General features: G+C 67.1%; 11 protein-coding genes. 8 read left to right on the top strand and 3 right to left on the bottom strand.

Annotated elements, in window-relative coordinates:
• Positions 1-59: 59 nt before the first annotated feature.
• From HO151_RS05700 to HO151_RS05685, 5 genes are all read left to right on the top strand, one after another.
• Positions 60-1,571 (top strand): UvrD-helicase domain-containing protein, encoded by a 1,512-nt coding sequence (locus HO151_RS05700; RefSeq protein WP_173895006.1) that lies wholly within the window; start codon positions 60-62, stop codon positions 1,569-1,571.
• Between the two features lie 52 nt (positions 1,572-1,623).
• On the top strand, positions 1,624-1,833 hold the full coding sequence (locus HO151_RS05695; RefSeq protein WP_173895005.1) for a hypothetical protein: 210 nt from the start codon (positions 1,624-1,626) through the stop codon (positions 1,831-1,833).
• Between the two features lie 407 nt (positions 1,834-2,240).
• Positions 2,241-2,369, top strand: coding sequence for a hypothetical protein (locus tag HO151_RS07610; RefSeq protein WP_302479553.1), 129 nt, complete (start codon positions 2,241-2,243; stop codon positions 2,367-2,369).
• A gap of 1,324 nt (positions 2,370-3,693) precedes the next feature.
• The gene (locus tag HO151_RS05690) at positions 3,694-7,254 is read left to right on the top strand and encodes a LamG-like jellyroll fold domain-containing protein (protein WP_254594763.1); all 3,561 of its coding nucleotides are present in this window, start codon (positions 3,694-3,696) and stop codon (positions 7,252-7,254) included.
• Between the two features lie 232 nt (positions 7,255-7,486).
• Positions 7,487-14,026: a putative adhesin gene (locus HO151_RS05685; RefSeq protein WP_173895003.1), complete on the top strand. Its 6,540-nt coding sequence runs from the start codon at positions 7,487-7,489 to the stop codon at positions 14,024-14,026.
• Between the two features lie 619 nt (positions 14,027-14,645).
• On the opposite strand, the gene HO151_RS05680 is transcribed toward HO151_RS05685, so the two are convergent.
• Positions 14,646-16,055, bottom strand: coding sequence for an IS701 family transposase (locus tag HO151_RS05680; RefSeq protein WP_173895002.1), 1,410 nt, complete (start codon positions 16,053-16,055; stop codon positions 14,646-14,648).
• Positions 16,056-16,588: 533 nt separating this feature from the next.
• Between HO151_RS05680 and HO151_RS05675 the strand changes: the two genes are divergently transcribed.
• Together HO151_RS05675 and HO151_RS05670 are read left to right on the top strand one after the other, a co-directional pair.
• Complete coding sequence (locus HO151_RS05675) at positions 16,589-17,470, top strand: hypothetical protein (protein WP_173895001.1); 882 nt, start codon at positions 16,589-16,591, stop codon at positions 17,468-17,470.
• Positions 17,471-18,117: 647 nt separating this feature from the next.
• Entirely contained in the window at positions 18,118-19,680 is a 1,563-nt protein-coding gene (locus HO151_RS05670) for a Helicase associated domain protein (protein ID WP_368039436.1), read from the top strand.
• Positions 19,681-19,782: 102 nt separating this feature from the next.
• On the opposite strand, the gene HO151_RS05665 is transcribed toward HO151_RS05670, so the two are convergent.
• Together HO151_RS05665 and HO151_RS05660 are read right to left on the bottom strand one after the other, a co-directional pair.
• Positions 19,783-21,759: an AAA family ATPase gene (locus tag HO151_RS05665; RefSeq protein WP_173895000.1), complete on the bottom strand. Its 1,977-nt coding sequence runs from the start codon at positions 21,757-21,759 to the stop codon at positions 19,783-19,785.
• A 294-nt stretch (positions 21,760-22,053) separates the two neighbouring features.
• Positions 22,054-22,200, bottom strand: a complete 147-nt coding sequence (locus HO151_RS05660; RefSeq protein WP_217422908.1) for a hypothetical protein — start codon at positions 22,198-22,200, stop codon at positions 22,054-22,056.
• A 318-nt stretch (positions 22,201-22,518) separates the two neighbouring features.
• Between HO151_RS05660 and HO151_RS05655 the strand changes: the two genes are divergently transcribed.
• Complete coding sequence (locus tag HO151_RS05655) at positions 22,519-25,284, top strand: serine/threonine-protein kinase (protein ID WP_173894999.1); 2,766 nt, start codon at positions 22,519-22,521, stop codon at positions 25,282-25,284.
• Positions 25,285-25,334 lie beyond the last annotated feature (50 nt).

Here is a 25,334-nt window from a genome sequence, read left to right as displayed (position 1 = left end):
GTCAGCCATCGACGTGGCCCGCGTTCATCCTTCTCGTTTCCCTCTTCACGGAGTCCTTGGTGCACACCCCCACTGACGAACAGGCCCACGCGGCCGACGCCTTCCGCGGCGGGCACCATCTCGTTCTGCAGGCTGGTGCGGGAACGGGGAAGACCAGCACCCTCGGCCTGCTCGCTGCCGGCACCCCGCGCCGCGGCTGCTACCTCGCCTTCAACAAGGACATCGCCCGCGACGCCGCCACCCGCTTCCCCCGCACCGTGACGTGCAAGACCGCGCACGCCACGGCCTACGCCGCCCTCGGCCACCGCTACACCAGCCGCCTGGGCAGCCCCCGCCAGCCGGCCTGGAAGACCGGCCAGGCCCTCGGCATCACCCGCCCGGTACGCATCGGCGACCACGAGATCAGTTCCCGGACGCTCTCCCACACCGTGCTGCGCACCGTGTCCCGCTACTGCTACTCCGCCGACCGCACGCTGGCCCGCCACCACGTACCGTCCCTGCGCGGCCTCAACACCGTCGGCGCCCACGCCGAACTCGCCGGGCAGGTACTGCCGTTCGCCCGCAAAGCCTGGAACGACCTGCAGAGCCCCGACCACGGCGCCGTGCGGTTCGAGCACGATCACTACCTCAAGATGTGGGCCCTCACCGAGCCAAGGATCGAAGCGGACTTCCTCCTCCTCGACGAGGCCCAGGACACCAACCCGGTCCTGGAGGAAGTATTCACCGCCCAGCGCGCCCACGCCCAGCTCGTCATGGTCGGCGACTCCGCCCAGGCCATCTACGGCTGGCGCGGCGCCCGGGACGTGATGACCGGCTTCGACGCCATCCCACTCACCCTGACCCGCTCCTTCCGCTTCGGCCCCCTGCTCGCCGAAGAAGCCAATCGGTGGCTCACCCTCGCCGAAGCCCCCATCCGGCTGACCGGCACCCCAGCCATCGCCACCGAAGTCGGTCCGATGCAGCGTCCCGACGCGGTGCTGTGCCGCACCAACATCGGCGCCATGACCGAAGTCATGCAACTGCTCGCCGCCGGCCACCGCGTCGCCCTCACCCGAGGCGGCTCGCAACTGGCCTCTTTGGCCCTTGCCGCCCGTGACCTCAAGAGCGGCCGCCGCACCTCCCACCCCGAACTTGTACTCTTCCCGTCCTGGGGCGAACTGCAGGACTACGCCGCCCACGACCCCGCCGGACGCGATCTGCAACCCTTCGTCGACCTCGTTGACACCCACGGACCCGACGCCATCCTCACCGCCGTCGACCAGCTCACCGACGAGGCCCACGCCGACGTCACGGTCTCCACCGCCCACACCGCCAAAGGCCGCGAATGGCCTACCGTCCGGATCGGCAACGACTTCCCGCCCCCCAAAGACACCGACCAACTCGACAGCCAGGGACGCCCCATCCCAGAACCCGTCAGTGACACCGACGCCCGCCTCGCCTACGTCGCCGTCACCCGCGCCCGCCACCACCTCGACCTCGGCGGCCTCTCCTGGATCAACACCCACCCCGCCCCGCAGCGAGCGTCAGCTGAAACCCGCGCAACGGCTAGCGTCATGACCTGCGCGGGTTAACGCCCCGCTCCCCGCCGAGCAGCAGGCCCACCGGCCAAAGGAGGCCACCACGATGACATTCACGGCCGCGGAACGAGAAGCGATCGCCGCCCACTCCGCCGCTCTCGGCCTGTCCGCCGATGAGTACATCCGTCGGACGGCAGCCGACCGGGCCCTGTCCTGGCAGCGCGAGCGGGAAACCTTCCACGCAATGGCGCAGCGACGCGGCTGCACCGCCGACGAGCTGGTGCTGCGCGGAACCCTCACCGGCAACAGCCACTAACCAGCCCGCGTCCATAGCCGTCGGGGCAAGCTGCCACCCGAGAGGTGCGGCTCGTCCGACAACGCCACTGCTGATGGCTGGCCCGCCTGTTCAAGCCGATTCGCGTGCTTGGCCTTGCCCTCCGGCAGAAGGCACTGCTGACGGCCACCCGGACCACATGAGTAAAATTCTTTATCGATAAAGTCGGCCTCGCAGGCCAGCAAGGGGCCATCTCCACGCGCGTGGAGGTCTGTCTCCCGTCGTCGAACAGATTTTCCTGGGCCAACGGTCTCTTCCCCACGTGCGTGGGGGTCTGTCCAGGGTGTTGATACTGCCGAAGGTCCGCTCGGCGTCTTCCCCATACCCGTGGGGGTTCATCGTTCCGGGCCTGGGCACACCTGGCCCCCAAGGGAGCCCTCTCCACAGCCGTGGGCAACACCCCGGACATGGAGGTCGTGGCCCGCCTGTGCGGACACTCCTCCCAGCAGATCAAGGAACTGCTCGACCGGCTGGTGTCCGCACACCCTGGCAGCCTGGCAGCACCACCGCGACACTGATGAACTGCACTGGCGGTACCCCCAACAGCCACCAGCGCACCGGACGGGCCCTACTCGACAGTGTCATGCCACAGTCTTCAAAGGCCCTGCCGAAAATTGTTGATCATGTGATTCGCGGTCCGACTGCTTGTTATGGACGAGTGCGGCCTCAAAGACCCCGGGCCCGAAGCGAACGGCGCAAACCGGCCATGTGAGCCTTGCCTGACACCGGCCACCTTGCTGTTCACATCTGCTATCGCAGCATGCAGTTGAGGCCTAGCGCCCAAGCCCCGCCAAGCGTCGCACCTCGCGATCAGCATCCTGGCGGACAGTCGCTGCGCCGAACGCTCGCCTCAGCGCTCGATGCAGCCGAGCATGACCTGGTCATCGCAGCGGCTCGGCTGTTCCAGTCCATCACCTGCTCATGCGACAGCTCTTCGATGACCAGCTTCCAGCCGAAGACCGCACCCCTCGCACCCTAGATCTGGTCCACGTACGGCAGGCACCAGGCGCGGGACGAGCAGCACGATCGGGATCGTAGGCGCGCTCTGCGCGGCCGTGTTTCCGCGCGGTGCGTTGCGACCGCCGTCTGCCGGTTGCAGACGTGCTGCAGCGGGTTTTCGCGAGTGCGGGCTCAAACGGTCACGCTATCGTGCAACTACCGCTTCGGCGTCGTACACCACCGTGCCGTGCGGGCGCGAGGCTTGGGCCGACTGCTGCGGACCGGAGTGCAAATCACACTGTCCCCTTATTCATGCTTGCAACTTACCTTGAGCTTGTTCGGGTGCTGATCTTGAAAGAGCGGTAATCCGATGATGGTTTTCAGCCACAAGATTGAGGAGTAGTGCAGGTGAGGCTTTCGCCTGTCGCCGGTTGGCCTTCCCATCACAAACAGCCCTACCGCCCGGCGGCGTGCAGGGCGGGTTTGGCCGCAACTTGAACTGGGCAGTAACGCAGCGCTCATGGGAGTGGTGCAGCCCTGCCACTCCCTGGAGCTTCACCTCCCCAAGGGGTGAGCCGCCCTCAGGCGGCAAGCCGTAGCGTGGCGTTCGTACAGCTCTTGACCTCACGCTTGACCGATGAACCGGAACTCTATGTACTGTTCCGGCACATCTGAAGATCGCGTGAAGTTAGGGTGGGGGAAGTGCGAATACGCTGGTACGTTGCGTCGGGGGCAACACCACGAAGACGGTCTCGGGGGTTCATCGGTTTTACAACCGGAATAACCTCTCTGGCGATGCTCGCGTCGCTGCCGACGTTCACGGCCCCGGCTTCGGCGGCCCAGGCGGCGCCTCGGTCCGCAGCGGGCGGTGAGACGACTCACCGCAGCGCGACAGCCCGAGCCATGGCCACTGGCGAGCAGGTGGAGGTCACCGAGGAGCGCACCGAGTACTCGACGACCCTGGCCAATCCGGACGGGACGTTCAGCTTTACGCAGTCCGCGGTGCCACAGCGCGTCAAGGGGGAGGACGGAAGCTGGCAGACGGTCGATCCGACCCTTGAGCAGCGTCCGGACGGGACCGTGGGGCCCAAGTCCGCAGTCGTCGATGTCTCCTTCTCGGGTGGCGGGGACGGCAGCGAGATGATTTATCTGGGCAATGAGCAGGGTTCGCTGCGGCTCGGCTGGCCGGGGTCGTTGCCCGAGCCGCGCCTGGACGGCGCCAAGGCCGTGTACCCGGATGTGCTGGCAGGTGTCGACCTGGAGCTCACCGCTACGGCCGAGGGCTACCGCGAGGTACTCGTCGTCAAGTCCGCCGAGGCGGCCGCGGATCCGGCGCTGGAGCAGGTCAAGCTCTCCGCGTCGGCAAAGGGCCTGCAGGTGGTGCCGGGTGCGGGCGGTGGTCTGCGGGCCGTCGACAAGGACGGCAACACCGTTTTCAAGGGTCCCGCCGGACAGATGTGGGACTCCGCGAGCCAGGTCGATGAACCGGCCGCCAGGACCGGGGCCGCCCGTACGGCCGCCTTCGCGCAAGCTGCTCCGGGCGAGCGGCCGGATCCGGTCGAGGAGGGCACCCAGCCCCGCGCCGGCGATGCCAGCGCGGTGATGCCGGTACGCGTCGATGAGCAGACCATCTCCGTCGAGCCCGACCTTGGGCTGCTGCGCGGCAAGGACACGGTCTATCCCGTGCGGATCGACCCGTCCGTGGGGCTGGGGGTGTCCGAGCGGACGGTGCTGTCCTCGGACGGCGACAAGTTCTGGCAGTTCAACGGCGACTACGGGGTGGGCCGGTGCAGTGTTTCCGGTCCTTACTACTGCGGCAACAACTACACCAACCGCATGTACTTCGAGTTCTCGCCGTCGAAACTGTCTGGCAAGCACGTTCTCGATGCGACGTTCCGCGCGTATGAGACCTGGTCGTTCTCCTGCAGTCCGCACTGGGTCGATCTGGAGCGCACGAACAACATCTCCGAGGGCACCCGCTGGCCCGGTCCTACCCAGCTGGACCAGATGGGCGACCGCCACGTGTCTGCCGGGCGCGGTGACAACTGCTCTCCGGAACAGCCTGACCAGTGGGTGGAGTTCAACGACAACCCGGAGGAGACCGACGAAAACCTGGCCTCCACGGTGCGGAAATTCGCCGACGGAAAGATCTCCCGGCTCACCTTCATGCTGCGGGCGAAGGACGAGGACGATCCCGAGGCCTGGAAGCGGTTCGACGACAACGCCGAACTGGAGGTCAACTACGCCTACAAACCGGGCGTTCCCACCGATGTCGGCATCATCCCCGGCGACGGCACGACCGCGTACTGCAAGACGTCCTCGTCGGACCCGCTCACCGTCACGCGGATCGATCCGATGGTGCAGGCCCGGGTGCAGACCAAGGTCGAGCACAACGCGGGCGACGAGGAGGGATCCCTGCAGGCGGAGTTCATCGTCGAGCGCGGTGACGATGCCGCCTGGCACGAGGTGTGGTCGGGCTATCGGCCGGATTCGGGCTGGGACCCGGACGGCACCCTGGAGAAACTACGTACCTCCAACCGGGCGGACGGCGGTCTGTACCGGCTCAAGTCGCGTACCCAGTCGCACTGGTCCTACGGGGGCAAGGAGGGCAATCTGTTCTCCTCGTACTCCTCCTGGTGCTACTTCAAGATCGACTCAACGGCACCCAAGGCCCCGAGGATCACGCCGGGTTCCCCGTACAGCGAGTGCGTTGCCGCGTTGTGCGAAGGCAAGGGCGGTCCGGGAGTCCCCGGCACGTTCACCTTCAAGCCGAACGCGGCCGACACCGACATCACCGGCTACCGCTGGCGGCTGCTCACCTCCTCGGCGAAGGAGACCAGGACAGCCAGCGGGTCGACGGCCTCGGTGAGTGTGACACCTTCCCTGTCCGGCACGCAGGTCCTGTCGGTGGAGGCCAAGGACGTGCGCAACCGGTGGGGCACGCCGACCGAATTCAGTTTCAAGGTCGCTCCCGCGGCCGGAGCCGCCGGCGTCTGGCGTTTCGATGACGGGGCGTCTGGTTCGGGCGTGACGGTGGCCAAGGACAGCGCGACGGAGGGCACCCGGCACGACGCCACGCTCCACGGCAGTGCGGGCTGGTCATCGCTGGCCCGTCGCGGGGATGCGGACTCCTCACTGTGGCTGGACAGCACCGACCCGGCCCAGCAGCAGTACGCGGCGACCGCATCGGCCGCGGTGAACACCAAGGACTCGTTCACTGTCTCGACCTGGGCGTATCTGACCGACACGTCCCAGACCCACGTGGCGATGGCGGCTCCGGGCACGAACGGTTCGGCATTCACGCTGTATTACTCGGCGTCGTACAAGAAGTGGGTGTTCAACCGGACGGCCACCGATGCCAAGGACGGCGCGGTGTACCTGCGCTCGGTCTCCGACACCGCGGGTCCCCCGCTCAAGGTATGGACGCATCTGGCCGGTGTGTTCGACACCAAGGGCGACGCCGACAAGACGAACGACACCATCCAGCTGTTCGTCAACGGCCGACCGCAGGGCAGCCCCGTGGTGCTCAGCTCACTGTCGAGTGCGTACACCCCATGGGTCTCCTCCGGCGGTCTGCAGTTCGGCCGCTCGCTGGTCGGCGGACTCTACGGTGAGTACTTCCGCGGCCGCCTGGACGAGAGCGCCGTGTGGCAGCGTGCGCTGACCGGCGACGAGATCGCCGAGCAGGCGCAGCTGATGGAGAACGGCGTCGCGGCCAACGAGCTGGTGGCGCACTGGGATGCCGCGGGCTCCGCCGGCACCGAGGTCAAAGAACTCACGCCCTATCCGGCGCCGAATCTGAAGCTGTCGGCGGCGGGGGCCGTCCTGGACGCGGAGAACAACGCGCTCGTCCTGGACGGCCAGGCCGGCTATGTCTCGGCGGCCGGCCCGGTCGTCGATGAGAGCGGTTCGTTCACCGTCTCCGCCCGGGTCCAGCTGGACTCCGTGAAGCTTGAGGCCAAGCCGGTGGGCTACCAGGCGCAGGTGGCCGGGCAGCAGGCGTCGGCCGGTGAGTCCTCGTGGGCGTTGTGGGTGGTCAAGGAGGCCGTCGGCGTATACCAGTGGAAGTTCACCCGCAGCGCTGTCGGCGCTGACGGCAAGGTGACGCAGAGCGCCGTGGTACCCGGTGGTGATGCCGCCGAGACCGATACCTGGGTGCAGGTCACCGGGGTCTTCGATGCCCAGCAGGCGTGGCAGTGGAGCGATCCGGCGGACTCCTCGAAGACCGAGACCCGCTACGGGCAGCTTCACCTGTTCGTCAGCGAGTTCGACCAGCCCTCCGAGGGTGCGTCCGGCTTCTCCACCGCCCAGCAGGGCATCGGTACCATCACCGCGGGTCGTGGCAGCAAGGGCGGTACCACCGAACACCACCTGCCCGGCGCCCTGGAGGACCTGCGGGTGTGGACCGGCGCGATGAGCGCGGACCAGATCTCCTCACAGGTCATCGGCGGCGGCACCCGCTGATGTTCTCCTGCGGCGGCCGCTGATGTACGGCTGATGCGGTGTCTGGTCCGGACCCACTTGGGGACGGACCAGACACCGCCGCATCCCAGTCCACCGCGCGTACGCACCACGCCGCGAAGCGTCCTTTCCCTTCTCCTCCCCCACGTATCTGCTCCCCTACCGCCCCGTCCCCCGCCAGAGGGGAACACAGAGCGAGCGGCCTTCTTCGGCCGACCGCAGAAAGAACAGGTCCATGAACCCCTTGGGGAAGTACCGGCTGCCCAGAAGCAGACCGGAAACCGGCAACGGCCGCTGGATGCGGCACGTCGCCCTAGGCGTGGGCATAGCCATGCTGCCGGGCCTGCTGACACCCGTCGCATTCGCCGCGGACACCGATCCGCTGGGCAGACCGGACCTCAAGGCGCCGAAAGCCACCAAGGTCTCACCGTTCACGGCGAAACCAAACAAGAAGGCCGCCGCCGTGATGGCACAGGCGGCGGAGGCCGACCGCACCGCGGCCGCACGCGCACGTAAAGAACAGCAGCAGAAGGTCAGCTGGCCAAAACCGGGGAAGGCGTCGCTGACCATCCCGGGCAAGGGTGCCGCCAAGGCGGCACCCGGCTCGCTGCCGCTCACGGTCGCCGCGCCGCTCAACGGCAAAGCCGCCAAGACCGTCACCGTCCAGGTAATGGACCAGAAGACGGCAGCGAAGCTCGGCGTGAAGGGCGTGGTCCTCAAGGTCACCGGCGCGAAGGGCGGCGGCAGGACTCAGCTGGGCATCGATTATTCGGCCTTCGCCTCTGCGTACGGTGGTGACTGGGCGGGACGGCTTGCACTGAGCCGGCTGCCCCACTGCGCGCCGGCCGATCCGGCCGCGGCGAAGTGCCGTACGGCCGACAGCCTCGACTCCACCAACGACCGGCAGAAAAATCAGCTGTCGGTAGCGCTGGATCTGTCCTCCAGCGGTGCGCCGATGACGCTGGCGCTGGCGGCGGCCGCGAAATCAGGCTCCGGTGACTACAAGGCCACGCCGCTGTCCGCCTCCTCGACCTGGGAAGCGGGCGGCTCGTCCGGTTCGTTCACCTGGTCGTACCCGCTGCGGGTGCCACCCGCAGCGGCCGGGTCAAAGCCGTCTCTGGAACTTTCCTACGATTCGGGGGCCGTGGACGGGCGTACGGCGAACTCGAACAACCAGGGCAGCCAGGTCGGCGAGGGATTCGACCTGACCTCGTCGTTCATCGAGCGTAAGTACGGTTCCTGCGACGACGACGGCCAGGACGAGAAGTACGACCTGTGCTGGAAGTACGACAACGCCTCACTCGTACTCAACGGCAAGGCGAGCGAGCTGGTCAAGGACGACACCAGCGGCACATGGCGGCTGAAGAACGACGACGCCTCCACCGTCACCCGCTCCACGGGTGCGGAGAACGGCGACGACGACGGAGAGCACTGGACCGTCGTCACCGGTGACGGCACCAAGTACGTCTTTGGTCTGAACAAGCTCGACGGCGCAGGTACGGACGACCGCACCCAGTCGGTGTGGACCGTGCCGGTCTTCGGCGACGACGAGGACGAGCCCGGCCACTCCGACGGTACCTCCTTCTCCGGCCGTGCCAAGAAGCAGGCCTGGCGCTGGAACCTCGACTACGTCGAGGACACTCACGGCAACGCCACGTCGTACTGGTACACCGCGGAGCACAACAACTACGACAAGCTCGGCGACGACAACACCGGCACCGACTACGTGCGCGGCGGCTATCTGAAGGAGATCCGCTACGGGCAGCGGGCTGGTGAACTGTTCTCCGGCTCGCCGGTGGCCTCTAACAAGGTGGTCTTCAGCTATTCCGAGCGTTGCCTGGCCTCCGGGACCGGTTGTGACTCGCTGACCGAGGACACTCGGGACAACTGGCCGGACGTGCCGTTCGACGCGCTCTGCAAGGACGGCGATAAATGCACCGGCAACGTCGGTCCGACGTTCTTCACACGTAAGCGGCTGACCACCGTCACCACGTACGCGTGGAACGCGAAGGCCACGACGCCCGCCTACGAGAGCGTGGACGCCTGGGCGCTCAAGCACCTCTATCTGGATCCGGGCGACACGGGTGATTCGACCGACCAGTCGCTGTGGCTGGACGAGATCAAGCACACGGGTAAGCGCGGCACCGATCTGGCGCTGGACCCGGTCAAGTTCGACCATGTGATGATGTCCAACCGGGTGGACGGTACAGCCGATGACATCCTGCCGCTCGACAAACCCCGTATCAAGACAGTCGTCTCCGAGACAGGTGCGCAGACGATCGTCAATTACGCGCCCTCCGAGTGCACGGCCGGCGGCACGAAGCCAAAGCTTGACCAGAACACCAAGCGCTGCTATCCGGTGTACTGGTCACCCAACGGCGGGAAGACCCCGATCCTCGACTGGTTCCAGAAGTACCCGGTCACGTCGGTGTCGACGACGGACCCCTTCGGCGGTTCGGAGGCGGTGCAGCACACCTATCAGTACTCCTCGGACGGCGGTGCCTGGCGCTACAACGAGGATCCGATGACGCCCGCCAAGGAGCGCACCTGGTCTATATGGCGCGGTTACGGCAAGGTCACCCACCTCACCGGCGTCTCCGGCCGCACCCAGAGCAAGACCGTCACCGTCTATCTGCGCGGTATGAACGGTGACCGTGTCCTTGGTTCCGACGGCAAGACTGTGGACCCGGACGCGCGCAAGAGCGTGAAGGTCTCCGGGATCAAGGCCAATGAGGTCACCGACTTTGACCAGTACGCGGGCTTCACCCGCGAGACGGCCAGCTACAACGGGGACATCGAGGTCACCGGCACCGTCAACGACCCCTGGTCGAAGCGGACGGCGACCCAGCACAAGTCGTACGCGGACACCGAGGCGTACTTCGTGCGCACCGACGCCACGCACACCCGTACCAACATCACCAGCAAGGCGACGCCGTACGACCGGGTGCGCACGGTGAAGACCACCTACGACGACTACGGCATGGCCGAAAAGGTCGAAGACCAGGGCGATGACGCCGTCTCAGGCGACGAGAAGTGCACCCGCACTTGGTATGCCCGCAATGCCGAAAGCGGCATCAACTCCCTGGTGTCCCGCACGCGCACCGTGGCCAAGGCCTGCGCGACGGCGGACTCCGCGCTGGACCTTCCAGCGGACTCCAAACGCTCCGGTGACGTCGTCTCCGACACCGCCACCGTCTACGACGACACCACGGCCACCACGTGGTCGGCCTCGCAGAAGCCGACCAAGGGTGACGTGACGTGGACCGGCCGGGCCAAATCCTACGGCAGCGATGACGCAGCCCTCTGGCAGAAGACCGCCACGACGACCTACGACACGCTCGGACGCGTCCTCGTCGTCAAGGACGCCAACGGCGCGGTGGTGGCCAACACCGTCTACGATCCGGTGGCCACCGGTCCGCTGACCTCGACGACGATCACCAACATCAAGACGCACAAGACGGTTACGGCATCGGACTTCGCCACCGGCGCGGTCCTGAAGACCACCGACGCCAACAACAACATCACCGAGTCCGAGTACGACAGCCTCGGCAGGGTGGTCAAGGTCTGGCTGCCCAACCGCTCCAAGGCCCTGAGCAAGACGCCGAACTACGTCTACGACTACAAGGTCACCAACACGGCCATGTCCTGGGTCTCCACAGGGACGCTCAAGGGTGACGGCTCCGGCTACAACACCGGCTACGAGTTCTACGACTCCCTGCTGCGCTCACGCCAGACGCAGACGCCCAGTCCGGCCGGTGGCCGGCTCGTGTCGCTGACGCTGTACGACGACCGGGGCCTGGCGGTAAGTCAGCAGTCGGACATCTGGGACAACACGTCGGCTCCTTCCGGCACCCCGGTGCAGACGGACGGCGGTCAGGCCCCACTCCAGACGGACACGACGTACGACGGTGCCGACCGCGCGTTCAAGACGGTGACGAAGGTTCACGGCGTCACCCGCTGGACGATCAACACCGCCTACACGGGTGACTCGGTCTCCACCACAGCACCGGCTGGCGGCCAGGCCACCACGACGGTCACCAACGCCCTGGGACAGACAACAGAGCGCCGCGAGTACGCCGGCCCGACCCCGACCGGCACCGACTACACGACGACCGGCTACGCCTACACCCCTGCCGGACAGCAGGAGACGATCACCGGTCCCGACAAGACCAAGTGGTCCTACTCGTACGATTTGTTCGGCCGTCAGGTCACCGTGACGGACCCGGACAAGGGCAGGAGCGTCACGGAGTACAACGACCTGGACCAGGTCGTCAGCACCACCCCGAACGACGACGCGGCCAAGAAGCTGCTCTACGAGTACGACGACCTGGGCCGCAAGACAGGCATGTGGCAGGCATCGAAGACGGACGCCAACAAGCTCGCGGCCTGGACTTTCGACACACTCAGGAAGGGACAGCAGGACACCGCGATCCGTTACGACGGCGGCATGGCCGGAAAGGCGTACACCCAGAAGGTCACAGCGTACGACCCGCTGTACCGAGCGACCGCCAGCCAGTTGCTTCTGCCTGAGACCGAACCGCTGGTCGCCGGCGGCTCCGTGCCGAAGACCTTGTCCTTCAGCACCGGGTACAACCTGGACGGCACAGTCAGCCAGGCCAGCGCACCCGCGGTAGGCGGCCTGGCCGCTGAAACGGTCTCCTACACCTACAACGCGACGGGCGGCCAGCTCACCTCCAAGGGCACGAGCGGCTACCTGCAGGGCGCGGCATTCTCCCCGCAGGGCGACCTGCGTCAGCTCACCCTCGCAACGGACGGCACCAGCTCGGCGAAGAAGGCCTACCTCAACTGGGACTACGAGACCGGGACGCGCCGCCTGACGCGCTCCTACGTCACCGACGACGTGCACGGCTACATGCCGCAGGAACTGAAGTTCGCCCAAGACGACGCGGGCAACGTCACGTCGGTCTTCGACGCCAGCACCCAGGGCGGCACAGCCAAGACGGACAACCAGTGCTTCGCCTACGACGGCTACCGCCGCATGACCGAAGCCTGGACCCCGAAGACGGCGGACTGCGCGACGTCAGGCCGTAGCACCTCCAACGTCGATGGAGCGGCCCCGTACTGGACGTCCTACACATACACCGACGGCGGTCAGCGCAAGACGGAGACGCAGCACGCGCCCTCGGGCGACAAAACCACCACCTACACCTACGACGGCACCACCGACACCAAGCCCCACACCCTGGACAAGACCACGGGCGCCCAATCCGCCACCTACGCCTACGACAGCGCCGGCAACACCACCTCCCGCCCCGGAGCGACGGCCCAGCAGACGCTCGCCTGGAACCCTGAGGGAGACCTGAGCAAGCTCACCGAGAGCGCGAAAGAGACGAACTACCTCTACGACGCCAGCGGCGAACTCCTGATCCGCAGGGCCAAGGGGGACGGCGACACGGTCCTCTACCTGGGCGGCACAGAGGTCCGGCTCACGACCAAGGGGACCACAAAGACCCTGTCGGGCACGAGGTACTACAGTGCCAGCGGTCAGACCATCGCGGTCCGAGCAGCGACCTCCGGAGTCTCGGGCACGAAGCTCAGCTTCCTGGCCGCCGACCACCACGGCACATCAAGCATCGCCCTGGACGCGGCCACGTACGCGGTCACCAAGCGCTACAGCACGCCGTTCGGCGGCACGCGCGGCACAAAGGCGACCACCTGGCCGGACGACAAGGCATTCCTGGGCAAGCCTGCGGACGAATCGACAGGACTGACTCATGTAGGGGCCCGTGAATACGACCCCGCCGTGGGACAGTTCATCAGCGTCGACCCGCTCCTGGAACTCGACAGGCACCAGACCCTGAACGGCTACAGTTACGGCGCTCAAAGCCCCGTCACCGAGTCCGACCCAAGCGGCATGGGTCTCGCGTGCGGCGGAGCAGGCGGCTCAGGAGAAGCATGCCCGGGCCGACCTGACGGAACACCCGGAAACGGACGCCCCAACGAGGCCGTCGACCATTCCAAACCCGTTCCATACCGTCCCTGCAACATCAACTGCGGCACGTCCCATACAGACAGCTCCGGGCACACGGGATCAGGGGGTGGAAGCGGCAAAACCCTCATCATGGGACCGGGTGACAAGGACGGCGGCTGCGGCTCCTGGGGCTTCCTGAAGGGGTTGTGCTCCAGTGTCGGAGAGACCTTCTACGGGGTCGTGAGCAATGTCCCGCATATGGCCGAGTACGGTGGCTGGCTCGTTGACAGCGACTGCTGGGGGAATGGCGGTCCTGGAGGATCTGGCTGTAATTACGGAACCCAGTTTGACAACTGGGTGGCCAGTCAGGGTTACGACGTCACAAGTAACGAGTATCAAGTACCCAGTGCCCTTGCGGCCATCTTCGGCGCCAAGTCTGGTGCCGGCGGTAAGGGGCGGGCTGCCGGGCCTGGGGTCGGTCCTGCCGGTAATCGCATCATGATCGGCGGGAACGCCAAGGGAGAAAAAGTTTTTGCCGGGCATGGAAAGTGGAGGATAATAGACGGGTGGACAAAGGTTCCGGAAGGAACCGAATTGAACATGTACAGCAAGCACGGACGCGCCATCTCAGACGGGAACGGATTCTCTATCGAAGCAGGTGTTCCTTTTAGGTCGCCCGTGAATACGTACAAGGGAGGCGCCTGGGTTCGGAACTACTCCTTGTACCCATCCAAAGGTTTGACTGTCCTCAACAGCTCCATAACTGTGGACAGGAGGCATACGCTCAACACCCTCCTCCAGCCAAATTCTGGAGTTTGCCACTGGGCTGCATGCAGGGGGTAAAGATAGCCGCATAGCGACTAGTACTTTCTTTGGTGGGGCGTGCGAAAAAATTTAGGACTCGCACGCCCCACCAAAGGTGTATAATCTTCAAAAGACAGGATTTGAGCTAATGTTCTATCGCGATCTATCTCCTTACGTATATCGCCCCGAGGTGAGTAACGCGATGAATGTGGGATGGCTGGGTTGGCAGAATCCGTTCTTCCCCCGGGGTCACACCCCCGTTTCAGCAGTTGAAAAACTAAAATATTTGGCGACCTTCCACACGGGCCTATCTAGGGGGTATCACACGTGCCAGTTTTGTCTATTTCGATCCGGTTCACAGGTCCTCACCTATCCTACGGGGAAGGAGTTTCGTCTCGGATCCGCTGAGATAATTGTAAAATCCTCTACAGGTATTTCATATGTGGCACCAAACTTGGTGATTCACTACATCGAGCGTCATTCATATCTTCCGCCGCAAGTTTTCCTTGATTCCTTGCGTTAAGCTCGACACTTCGCGACGGCCCACCGATGGAGTCGGCAGGACGTTTCATTTTCCGTGACTGATAGCGGATAGGCTGGCCAGCGACCGGCTGAGCATGGCACGTTACCGGTAGTTCGTTAAATCCGGCGGTAGAGGTCAATGCCGTGTCCGGTGTTGACCGCGTCGATCAGGGCTTGGAGCTCGGAGGGTGGGTCCTTGTCCGTCCAAGCTCGCCACCATAGGTTGAGGGTGATGGCGGGGGTGAGCCAGGAGCGGATGGCGCGTAATGCCCTGGGCCAGCAGGGCTGTTGGTGCTGGTGGGACGGGCCTGGTCCCCCTCTCTGGCCCCTCGTCGGGGCAGGGGTCCGGCGCGGTGGCGTCCAGGGGGCCGGGTGGGGTGAACCACTGGTCCCAGCAGAAGGAGAAGGCGCAGTTGACCAGGGTCTGGTGGCGGCGGATGGCGCGGTCGGAGCGGACCTGGAAGTCGGCCCAGCCCAGTTCGTCCTTGATCTGCTTGTAGCTCTGCTCGATCCAGGGCCGCAGGCCGTAGAGGCGCACGATCTCAGCCAGATCGGCGGGCGGGTGCGGGCTGGTGGCGGCGTATGGTGCGTCGGGGTGGGGCAGGTTGGTGGCCAGGTACCAGGTGGCCTTCTCCGGCAGGGCGGCCGGATCGGTGGTGGCCACGACCAGTCGGCAGGGTGAGTCGGGGCCGTAGCCGCCCAGGCGGGCATCGGCGGCCCACCAGGTCTCGGTGTGCCCGTCGCGGAAGTGACGCTCAACGGGCGTCCAGTCGCCGGGACGCCTTGCATCGCGCCAGGTCAGGGTATGGGCGGCCTCGATGGGAGTGTGCGGCTGGTCGGCCGGAGCCCAGGTGCCGCGGTGCGGCTTGAGCGCGACCACGTAGGCCAGGCCGGCCTCGCGCAGCGCCAGATACCAGGTGTCGCTGACGGAGTAGGCGCAGTCGGCGACCACCGCCCGACAGCCGAAGCCCGCTTCCTTGCCCCGGGCAGCGAGGGCAGCGGCCAGCTGGGGTTTCATGCGGAAAGCCGGATCGGACCGGCCGCGGGCGAAGTGGTGGGCAGGGGTATAGGGAGTCGCGTGCAGCGGGTAGTACACGCGGCCGTCGGTCCACACCGTGGTCACCGTGACGATGCCGTTGTCCGTCTTGCCCAGCCGGCCCAGCCACTGCCGGCCCACATTCGCGGTCGCGGTGCCGTCCTTGCGGTCCCCGGAGTCGTCGATCACGATGACCCCGCCGTCGTGCGGAGCCGTCGCCGGCTCCTCGCGCAGCAGCTCAAGCCGCCGGTCGTTGATCTGCTCGGCCTCCCAGGGCGACTCGGACAGGAAGAACTGCAGCCGCTGCACCCCCGGCTTCCCCGCACCGGCCACTGGCTCCGCCCCGGCCAGGCAGGTGATCGTCTTGTTCCGCTCCCGCGGCGCCAGCAGTCCGGTCAGGTACTCGCGAAAGCCCCGCCGCTGGGCCAGGCTGAAGAAGAGGTCGTCGAACCGGGCTGCGTAGTCCTCCAGCGGCCCCGGCGCGGGCGGACACGGACGGCGAGCAGTCATCTTCAGCCCCCAGCAGAGCGGTTGACTCCTACCACCGGCCTACGACCACCCCGACCCGTCGTCAACCCACACCACCGCCGGATTTAACGAACTACCGGTAGGTTGTTGAGCAGCCCGCAGGGCAGCGGCCAGATGTTCGTCGCCGACGCAGTCGGCACATATTCATCCGTCCGATGACGACCAGCCGCGCTCCCGCTCGGCGATCTGCCAGTCGCCCCCCATGGCCCACTCCCCCCAGACACCAAAACCGGCCTACCTGCATCGGTCGCCAAACCTGACCCTAGTTGTACGCCATGAACCCAGCGTGTCCGCGCATCACTCCTCCCGGGGGGAAAGCAACGGGGCATCATCTGGATACGCTCCCGGTCACAGCGTGTGCTGCAGCATCCGAGCGGTCACGGACATGACGCGCGGAAAATGCTGCGCCGCATGGGACGCTCATGCCCTGAAGGTTGGTGGATCATTGATCTCCTATGCATGAGATTCGAATCGATGCTCTCTTCCAGGCGTCCAGCGAGCCGACCATCGGCCGCATGGGCGAGATCGAGCCCGCTCTGGCCGGGCAGCCTCTGCATATGTGCGTGGGCACCTTCGACGTGGTCTTGGCCTTCCCGGAGTTCGATGGCAGCTCTGCCACGGCGGGGTATGCCAGCTGGTCGGGCGCGGACGCCAGCACGCCGACGGCACTGGGTCCGGCCGTCTTCACGGCACACACGAAGTTCCGCATCCCGGCCGACGCCGGCGGTTCGAGGGTTAGAGACGAGCTGAAAGCGGCGGTCGCAGCCATACGATTCGGCGCCGCGCGTCTGTCTGATGCCCTACGGGTGGAACAGCCTCATGTCGGCATGGTGGGAGACATACCGAGGATGTTGTCCCTCACCGCTCGGGATACGACCCGCGGTGTTGATCTGGCGGTATCCGAACCGCTGAGTCCCGGATACCCCATGGTCAGGGGCGCACCAGTGCTGCGTGCTGAGGCGGCTCTGAGCGCGTTGCAGGACGGTGTGTCACCGCCGCGTGCGCTGATGTCGCAGGCACGGTACTTGACGCAGTCGACCAGCAGCCCCCAACCGGGGATGGCGGTCATGCTGGCTGCGATCGCGGCGGAGACGTTTGCGAAGCAGGCCCTACAGTCGTGCCGGCCTGCTGGCTCCTCCCCCAGTCTGCGGTCGTTGCAGCAGATCCACGGATCGGCGATCGATCTCTACGGCCCGGTTGCGGACGCAGTGATCGGCGAGTCGCTCGATGTCGACAGGCCCGCCCTGTGGGCCGAACTCGGTCTGCTCTTCACTACACGCAACAAGATGGCTCACCAGCTGAAAACGCCCTCGCATCTCGACGCGAGTCGACTCGTCGTCGCCGGAATGCAGGCCATGGACTGGCTCACCTCAGCCCTCGAGAACCGGCGCGGCTGACTCTCGCGAGACTGATCGACCGCTCGCTGGCTTGGAATATCGAGCAGACGACCGACTCCGGATAGGCTAACGACAGCCTGATCGCGGAGCTTCGTAACCTCGGCTCAGTAAGGGGCTTCCTCATATTTGTGGGGTCTTCCATGCCGTCGCCGTTTGGCTGATCGATGACAGTGTCTTCCAAGTGGTAGGTCAATAACGCCTCGTCCGCGCCTTCCCCACGCTTGGGGGTGCGTCCTGCAGTACGTCGCCGTTCCCGCCCAGGCTGCCGCTCTCCCCACCCGCGTGGGGGTCTGTCCTGACGACCTTCCGGACGGGGACGCCACTGATGGTCTTCCCTGCGCACGTGGAGGTCTTCAGGATGCGCGGAACGTAGCACTCAGGCAGCACAGTGAGCCAATAAAACCGCAGCTCAGGCACCTACCCCTACGGCCTTCTCATCTCAAAGCGCTAGGGATTCTCACACGGTGTCACCAGTTGTTCTCATCTAGATGTCCCCGCTTCTGCGCCCTGAGTAGTAGAGATGCATGGCATCCAGATGAGAACAACTGGTGACACCGAAATGAGAAGTCGCAGACAAGCTGCCGAAGTCGTCGATCGACGCGGAGTTCTACGAGCTGGAGGCTGGCCGCCACGTCCCGCCGGACCGCGTGTGGTCGGCGTGGCTGTGCGGCGACCACCTCGTAGCCGAGCGGCGCGAGGTCCTGCGGCAGTTCGCCAACGGCATCGACGCGGCCGGGCACCGGGTCCACCGCGCGTTCCTCGCCAGCGTTCGCGTGCTCGGTGAGGGGGTGGACATCACCGGCGAGCGGGGAGTCGAAGCCGTCTGCTTCGCCGACACCCGCGGCTCCCAGGTCGAGATCGTGCAGAACATCGGCCGGGCGCTCCGGCTGAACAAGGACGGCTCCACCAAGGTCGCCAGGATCATCGTGCCGGTGTTCCTGGAGCCCAATGAGGACCCCACCGACATGGTCGCCAGCGCCAGCTTCCGCCCCCTTGTAGCCGTATTGCAGGGCCTGCGTTCGCATGACGAACGTCTGGTCGAGCAGCTCGCTTCCCGTGCGCTCACCAGCGGCAAGCGCAAGGTCCACCTCCAGCGCGATGAGGACGGGCGGATCGTCGGGGCCGGCGGCGAGAGCGACGGCGAGGACCAAGAGGACGACGACACCCAGGCCTCCGCCGAAGCAGCCCTGCTCCACTTCTCCAGCCCCCGCGACGCGGCGACCATCGCGGCGTTCCTGCGGACCCGGGTCTACCGGCCGGAGTCGCTGGTGTGGCTGGAGGGCTACCAGGCCCTCATCCGCTGGCGGGCGGAGAACGAGATCACCGGCGTCCACGCCGTCCCGTACGACGTGGAGGTCGAGGTGGGGGTCACGAAGGACTTCCCGCTTGGCCGATGGGTCCATCAGCAGCGGAAGGCCCTGCGGGCCGGTGAGCTCGAGGAGCGGCGCAAGACGCTGCTGGACGCCCCGGAGGCCGGGATGGTCTGGGAACCGGGCGAGGAAGCCTGGGAGAACAAGCTCGCCGCGCTCCGGTCCTACCGGCGGGCCACCGGCCACCTTGCTCCGCGTCAGGACGCGGTGTGGGGCGAGGGCGAGGCGATGGTGCCCATCGGGCAGCACATGGCCAACCTGCGCCGCAAGGGCGGCCTGGGCAAGAACGAGGAGCGGGCGGCGGAGCGCGCGCAGCAGCTAGCCGCGATCGATGAGGACTGGAACTGCCCGTGGCCCCTGGACTGGCAGCGGCACTACCGCGTCCTCGCGGACCTGGTCGACGCCGACGGCGTCCTGCCGGCCATCGAACCCGGGGTGCTGTTCGAGGGCGACGACCTCGGCAAGTGGCTGAAGCGGCAGAAGCAGCCGGGAACCTGGGCGCAGCTCCTGCCCGAGCAGCGGGAGCGACTGACAGCGCTGGGGGTGCAGCCCGACCAGGCCCCGTCTCCCGCCCCGGCAGCAGAGCGCGCGACGAAGGGCCCGAGCAAGGCGCAGCAGGCGTTCCAACGCGGCCTGGCAGCCCTCACGCAGTGGGTGGAGAGGGAAGGCGCGGACCGGCCCGTACCCCGCAGCCACGCTGAGGAGATCGCGGTTGACGGCGAGGCAGAGCCGGTGGCCGTGAAGCTGGGCGTATGGATCTCCAACACCAAAACGAGGCGGGACAAGCTCACGGCGGAGCAGCTGGACGCGCTGCGGGAGCTGGGCTTGGAGTGGGCGTGACACTCCCGCCGGCTGGTCGTTGAACCGGTCGGACACCCCAGAGCACAGAGAAGACCCCGGGACGTCATGGCAGATTCCCGGGGTCTCGTGCTGTCTGCAGGTTCAGGCGGTGAGTTTCTTGAAAACCGTCTCGAAGCGGTCGAGGGTCTCGGCATCGACCTGCTCGAAGAAGGCGTCCTTGTCGCGGGTGAGCTGGTGTGCGGGGCCGACGTGGTCGAAGTCCCGGGGCTTGTGTTGACGCTCTCGGGCGATCCCGATGCGCTTGAGGATCGGGAGGGGCGTGTCGGGGGTGATCAGGTCTTCCTCGTTGATGGTCACCTCGGTCGCCTTGTTGTAGAGCCAGAGGTAGTCCTTGGTGGAGAACAGGTCCTCGATGTCGGCCGTGTCCGGGAGCTCGTCGAGCTGGCCGATGACGGTGATGTGGGACGTGTCGACTTCGGCCGCCTCGGCAGCGCTGAGGACCTTGGCGGTCACCTTGGTGGTCTCGGCTCCGTCGATGAGCGCCCGGACGGACAGTCGGCGTCCCATGACGGCGATGAAGGCCGGCATGTTGCCGATGCCGCCGACCGGAATGATGGCCAGCCGGGGGTCGAGACCGGTGCGGCCCTGAGTGACCAGATAGTCGGACATGCGCATGAGGAAGACGAAGTCGCTGCTGCCTTCCACGGCCAGGAGGGGTCCGGCTCCGAGGAACAGGTGCTGCGCCACGGAGTATCCGAGCGCCGCTTCCACCGGCAGGATCGTCTTGGGGTCGGCCGACAGGCTGACTGAGGTGATGACCACGCCCAGGCTCGGGTCTGTGCGGGTCGCCTGGTCGTGGATGGCGCGCATGGTCTCGTACCGCGTGGGGTCGATCATGTGCTGGGAGTGGGTGGTGTAGAGGACCTGCTGGTTGGGCCCGAGCTCGCCGTAGACGTACCGCAGGAAGTCGCCCTGGGCCTCGCCGTGCAGGCTGGTGCCCGGTTCGTCCAGCAGGACGACGACGCGCTCATCGGTGTCGCGGTAGGCACTGAACGCGGCGAGGAAGGAGAAGAACCACTGGAAGCCTGTGGAGCGGGTGGAGAAGTTGGTCTCCACGCCGCCGTGCCGGTCATCGCGCAGCTCTATCTTGAGCAGCCGGTGGTGGGGCTGCGGCTGGCCGTTGACGTCCGGAGGCATGGGGATCAGGTCGGTGTCGAAGACGACCGTGAGGTCCTCGTTCTGCTTCCAGTACTCGAAGACCTGAGCGCTCAGGTCCAGGCTGGCGGCCTGGAGCTCCGCCTTGCGGCTGGCGTAGTCCTCGTCCAGGAAGTCCTCCGGCCCCTCCCCTGCAAGTCGGAGCAGAGACATCATGGTCTCGTCCCCGCGCTCCCACTGCCGGCTCCTCGCGCGTTCGGCGAGTGAGTGGAGGTCGCAGTCGCCAGGGAGCATCTCGTAGTTGGAGAAGTAGAAGAACTTCGGGAGCAGCTCGATCAGCTGGTCCTGCTCATCGTCGTCGAGATTCCCTTCGACGTACTGCTTGCGCCGTTCCAGCTCGGCCGGGACTTTCTCGATCGCCTTGACCCGGGCCGTCTTCTTGCCGGCGCCGACTTCTTTGGCGTGGGCCTTCGCCGCGGCGCTCACGGCCTCGATGGTCGTGTGATCCCCTGTGATGGCCTTCTGGTCGTCCTCATCGTCGACGCCTGCCTCTTCGAAGACGTCCGCCAGGACGTCCTCGAGGGCGCAGTGGACATCGGCTCGGAGGCTGCCGTCGTAGAGGCGGGATGCCGTGACGTACGCCTTCGCTGGCGGCCGTACGCCGACCAGTTCCTCGATCGCGTCGAAGTCCGCATCTTCCAGCTTGAAGACGGCCGTCACGGGAGCGACCGTGTCGAGATCCTTCGTGCGTCGGTGCCTGGACAAGTCCCGCCGTGGGTAGTCGGTGGTGACGTGGAAGTCGTCGGCGTTGTTGGCCGGGTTCAGCCGATGCAGAGCCTTGAGAACTGTCGTCTTGCCCGATTCGTTCTTGCCGATCAGGCACGTGACCTCGGGGTCGACCGCCATGGTCTGCTTGTTCGTGATGTTGCGGAACGCCTCGATCTCCACGGACGTCACCAGCATGGCACTCCCCTCCAAGGGCCAGGTTGCCCTTGTCTGATCCGCGCAGCGCGGCACCTGTGCCACACGAGACAGGTGCGACCACGCGTTGTGGCTTGATCAGTCAGTATGAATCCCGCCACTGACAGTCGCGGCCGATTTCTGTTCGCGGGCAGGGCCGACTTGGCTGGCCACCGAGCGGTTCGCCCCACCTTCCGGGCGGGAAAGCAACTGGGACAACCTCCGACCGCTCCCCGCCGCCGTGTGACCCCGGGCCCGCCGACAGGGCCCGGGGTCTCGTGCGTCAGCGGCGGGGCGCTACCGGCGGCGCGGGAGGGTGACCCGGACCTCCGCCAGGACGGTGCCGGTCGCCAGGTCGCGGTGCACCGGGATATACAGGCCCCAGTCGGAGACACCAGCCGTGGGCCAGCCTCCGGCCCACGGGGCGTCGGTGGTCGTGAGCACGCGCCGGCGAGCGGGTCACCCAGGAGTCGGACGATCACAGCGGTATCTCCGTCCGGCGGGACTCTCCCGCCTCACCCCTTGGTGGGGCTCGGCACCGGGAGGACAGCACCGGCGCGCCAGCTACTTGTGCCCCGGCCAGCCGCCGGGCTGACCGGGGCGAAGCGCGGCGGCCCGGGTGCGCCAGCCTCCTGGCATCTGGTGCCGCGCTGGACGGTGCGTCCGCTGATCTGGCTGATTGCGCGCATCGCGCCGGGGCCGTACGGGACAATCGCCCCGGCGGGCGCGGCGCCCGGGCAGGCACGACCCACGGGCGGGGCGATGCAAGACGTACGGGAACTGCTGGCCGAGTACGGCCAGGCCCACAGCGACGAGCTGCCGGGGGAGGACCGCCACCGGCTCCTGGTCGACGTGGTGGCGGCGCTGATCCGGCGTACCGACCCTGATGCGACGCTCGTCTACCGCGCGCCCTACGAACCGGCCGTGTTCTTCGAGCTCGCCGGACGCGACTACGCGATCACCGTGACGACCGCAGTGGGCGAGGACGCGGTCACCACGGCCCGCGTCGCGATGACCGCCCGCGAGCGCGGCCTCGAGCCGGGAGTGCGATGGGTCCTGATCTGCGCCAGGGCCACAGGCCAGGAGATCGGCGCCGAGGTGAGCGCCCTTCTGCAGGCGCAGGGCGTCCTCCTGGACCGGGACCATCTCGAGGCCGCCGTCTGCGACCTCGCCCCGCTCACCGCCTTGATCCGCGCGGCCTTCCGGCCGCCACGACCACCGCACACCCCGCTGCACGAACTCCTGCTGCAGGAACCCTCGGAGCCCGCCCCGGCGCTGGCCCTGGCGGCCCGCCCGGCCGCGACGCCGAGCGTGCCGTCCCGGACGCCGGCAGGCGTCGGCCTCTGCGTCGTCCTGGCCGGCGAGTCCTGGCCGGCGCGACCGTCCGGGATGGCCTGGGAGTCCGCCGAGCGCGCGCTGATCACCACCGAGGCGGGTGTTGCGGAAGTGGACCTGCAGCGGGGCGGGACCAGGTGGCGGCTGCCCCTGCCCGGCGTACACGGTGACGCTGCGGTCCCGGCGGACGGCTCGATGTGGGTACTGTGCGGGCCGGCCGTGGTGCAGTGGCACAACGGCGTGCTGCATGCGGTCGGCGGCGGATTCGAGGCGAACGCCAGCCTGCTGCTCGGCCCCGACTCCACTGTGTGGGTCCTGTCCGGGTCCGGAGCGACGCTCGGCACCAGAACCGGCTCGACCCTGGCGCTCACGCGACTCGACGAGCAGGTGGGTAACCAGCAGCGCTTCGCCCTCGACTTCGACGCGGCGGTCCGCTCAGCCGCCTGGCTCGGCGAGCGTCGCTTCCTCCTCGCCGCTGGCGGACACAGCGCCGTCGTCGACCTCGCCGTCAGCACCAGCGCCGGACCACATGAGGACTGGATGCTGACCCCGGTGTCCTACCCGGGACACCTCGCTCGCGGCGGAGGCGACACCGTCCTGGTGGCGGGGCGGGCCGGCTCGGGTGTCGGCGTGGAACTGCACGCCCTCGACACAGCCGACCGCACCAGCGACATGGTCGCCGAGATGCAACTCGGCGACGTCCTCGGACTCATCCAGAACCCGGCAGGCGGCCCCGCGTACCTGCTGGGGGTGCGGCCGACGAACGACGCCGATGTCGTCCACCCCGTGCTGGTGAAGGTCACCGGCCACGCGGCCGCCGCCTCGTCGGCCGCCCCGGACCCCGAGCCGCCGGCCGCCGACGCCTACGCCGAGGTGCGCCGCCTCGCCCACGGGGTGAAGAAGGACTACGCCCTGGAGAAGTTCCCGCTCCCGGACGGCAAGGGCGGCATGGGCATCGTCCACGAGGCCGTGCACAAGGCGACCGGGACCGTCGTCGCCTTCAAGAAGCCCCGCTCGCTACGTGAGAACCTGACCGCGAGGATGTTGCGCGAGATCGAGGTGGCGCAGAAGCTCGGCACCAACTGTCACGTGATGCCGGTCCTCGACTTCAGCCCTCGGGCCGAGTGGTTCGTCATGCCGATGGCCCAGAGCACCGCCGAACGCCTCCAGCCCGAACTGCAGCACGATCCGGCCGCGCTGAGGGCCCTGGTCGACGCGGTCGCCTCCGCCCTGGCCGACGCCCACCGCCTGGACTACCTGCACCGCGACATCAAGCCCGCCAACATCCTGCTCCTAGACGGCCGCTGGGTCCTCGGCGACTGGGGCATTGTGCGCCGTCCCCGCGGGCAGACCACCAACCCCAAGCGCACCGGCACCGCGATCGGAACCGCCGAGTTCGGCGCCCCCGAACTGTCCGTCGACCCGCACAACGCCACACCCGCCAGCGACATCTACAGCCTGGGCAAGGTCATCGGCTGGCTACTCACCGGTCTCCCGCCGGAGGTGAACGTGCCGCTGCTGCCGTCCGGACCCTGGCGAGGCGTCGTCCGGCGGTGCACCTACCGCGATCCGCGCCAGCGCCCCCCGACGATCGCCGACTTCCTCGACGTGGTCGAGCAGGAGACCGCACCGCAGATCGACCTGCCCGTCGCACGGGCCCAACAGCTCCTGGCGGCCGCCAAGGAGGAAGACACCAACGCCGCCCGCCAGCTGCTGGCCCTGGCCGCCGACCACGGCGACGACTACGAGCTCTACCTCGACGTCCTTCCCAACCTGGATATGGAGACGACCGCGCCGCTCCTGCTGGACCACCCCGAGCAGACCCGCACCATGGTGCAGGCGATGACCGGGCACGTCCGGGGCGATGGAACCGGCTGGCCACACTGGAACGAGTCCAAGCGGGCCATCGCCTGGCTACGCGGCGTCGCCCGACATGCCGCCAAAGAAGAGCAGTGGGACCTCCTGGAAGAGGCCGCCCGCGGCATGTGCACCTGGGACGAGGCGTCCAACGAGTTCGACCAGCAGATCGCGACCCGCGACTGGCTGCGCCGCCTGCACGGCCAAGCAGCCCGGATCGTCGCCGGTGTACTGCGAGACCACCCCGGCAGCGCCCGTTTCTACTACGAACTTGCGGGTGAGCGCGCCGTAGACATGGCCATCCGCAGCGCCGTCAACCAGGCGACCGGCCACTGACCCCCTGCGAGGTCGGATCGCGCAAGGGCGAACACGTCGGCGGGGCGGGG

Source organism: Streptomyces sp. 8P21H-1, assembly GCF_013302945.1.
The sequence above is the reverse complement of the archived record's forward strand: the minus strand, read 5'-3'. Positions and strand labels throughout refer to the sequence as shown.

Coding starts and splice junctions, on each gene's coding strand:
- HO151_RS05695 (WP_173895005.1), top strand. CDS start 1,624: ATGACATTCACGGCCGCGGAACGAGAAGCGATCGCCGCCCACTCCGCC.
- HO151_RS05690 (WP_254594763.1), top strand. CDS start 3,694: ATGGCCACTGGCGAGCAGGTGGAGGTCACCGAGGAGCGCACCGAGTAC.
- HO151_RS05675 (WP_173895001.1), top strand. CDS start 16,589: ATGGGCGAGATCGAGCCCGCTCTGGCCGGGCAGCCTCTGCATATGTGC.
- HO151_RS05655 (WP_173894999.1), top strand. CDS start 22,519: ATGCAAGACGTACGGGAACTGCTGGCCGAGTACGGCCAGGCCCACAGC.
- HO151_RS05680 (WP_173895002.1), bottom strand. CDS start 16,055: ATGACTGCTCGCCGTCCGTGTCCGCCCGCGCCGGGGCCGCTGGAGGAC.
- HO151_RS05685 (WP_173895003.1), top strand. CDS start 7,487: ATGAACCCCTTGGGGAAGTACCGGCTGCCCAGAAGCAGACCGGAAACC.
- HO151_RS05665 (WP_173895000.1), bottom strand. CDS start 21,759: ATGCTGGTGACGTCCGTGGAGATCGAGGCGTTCCGCAACATCACGAAC.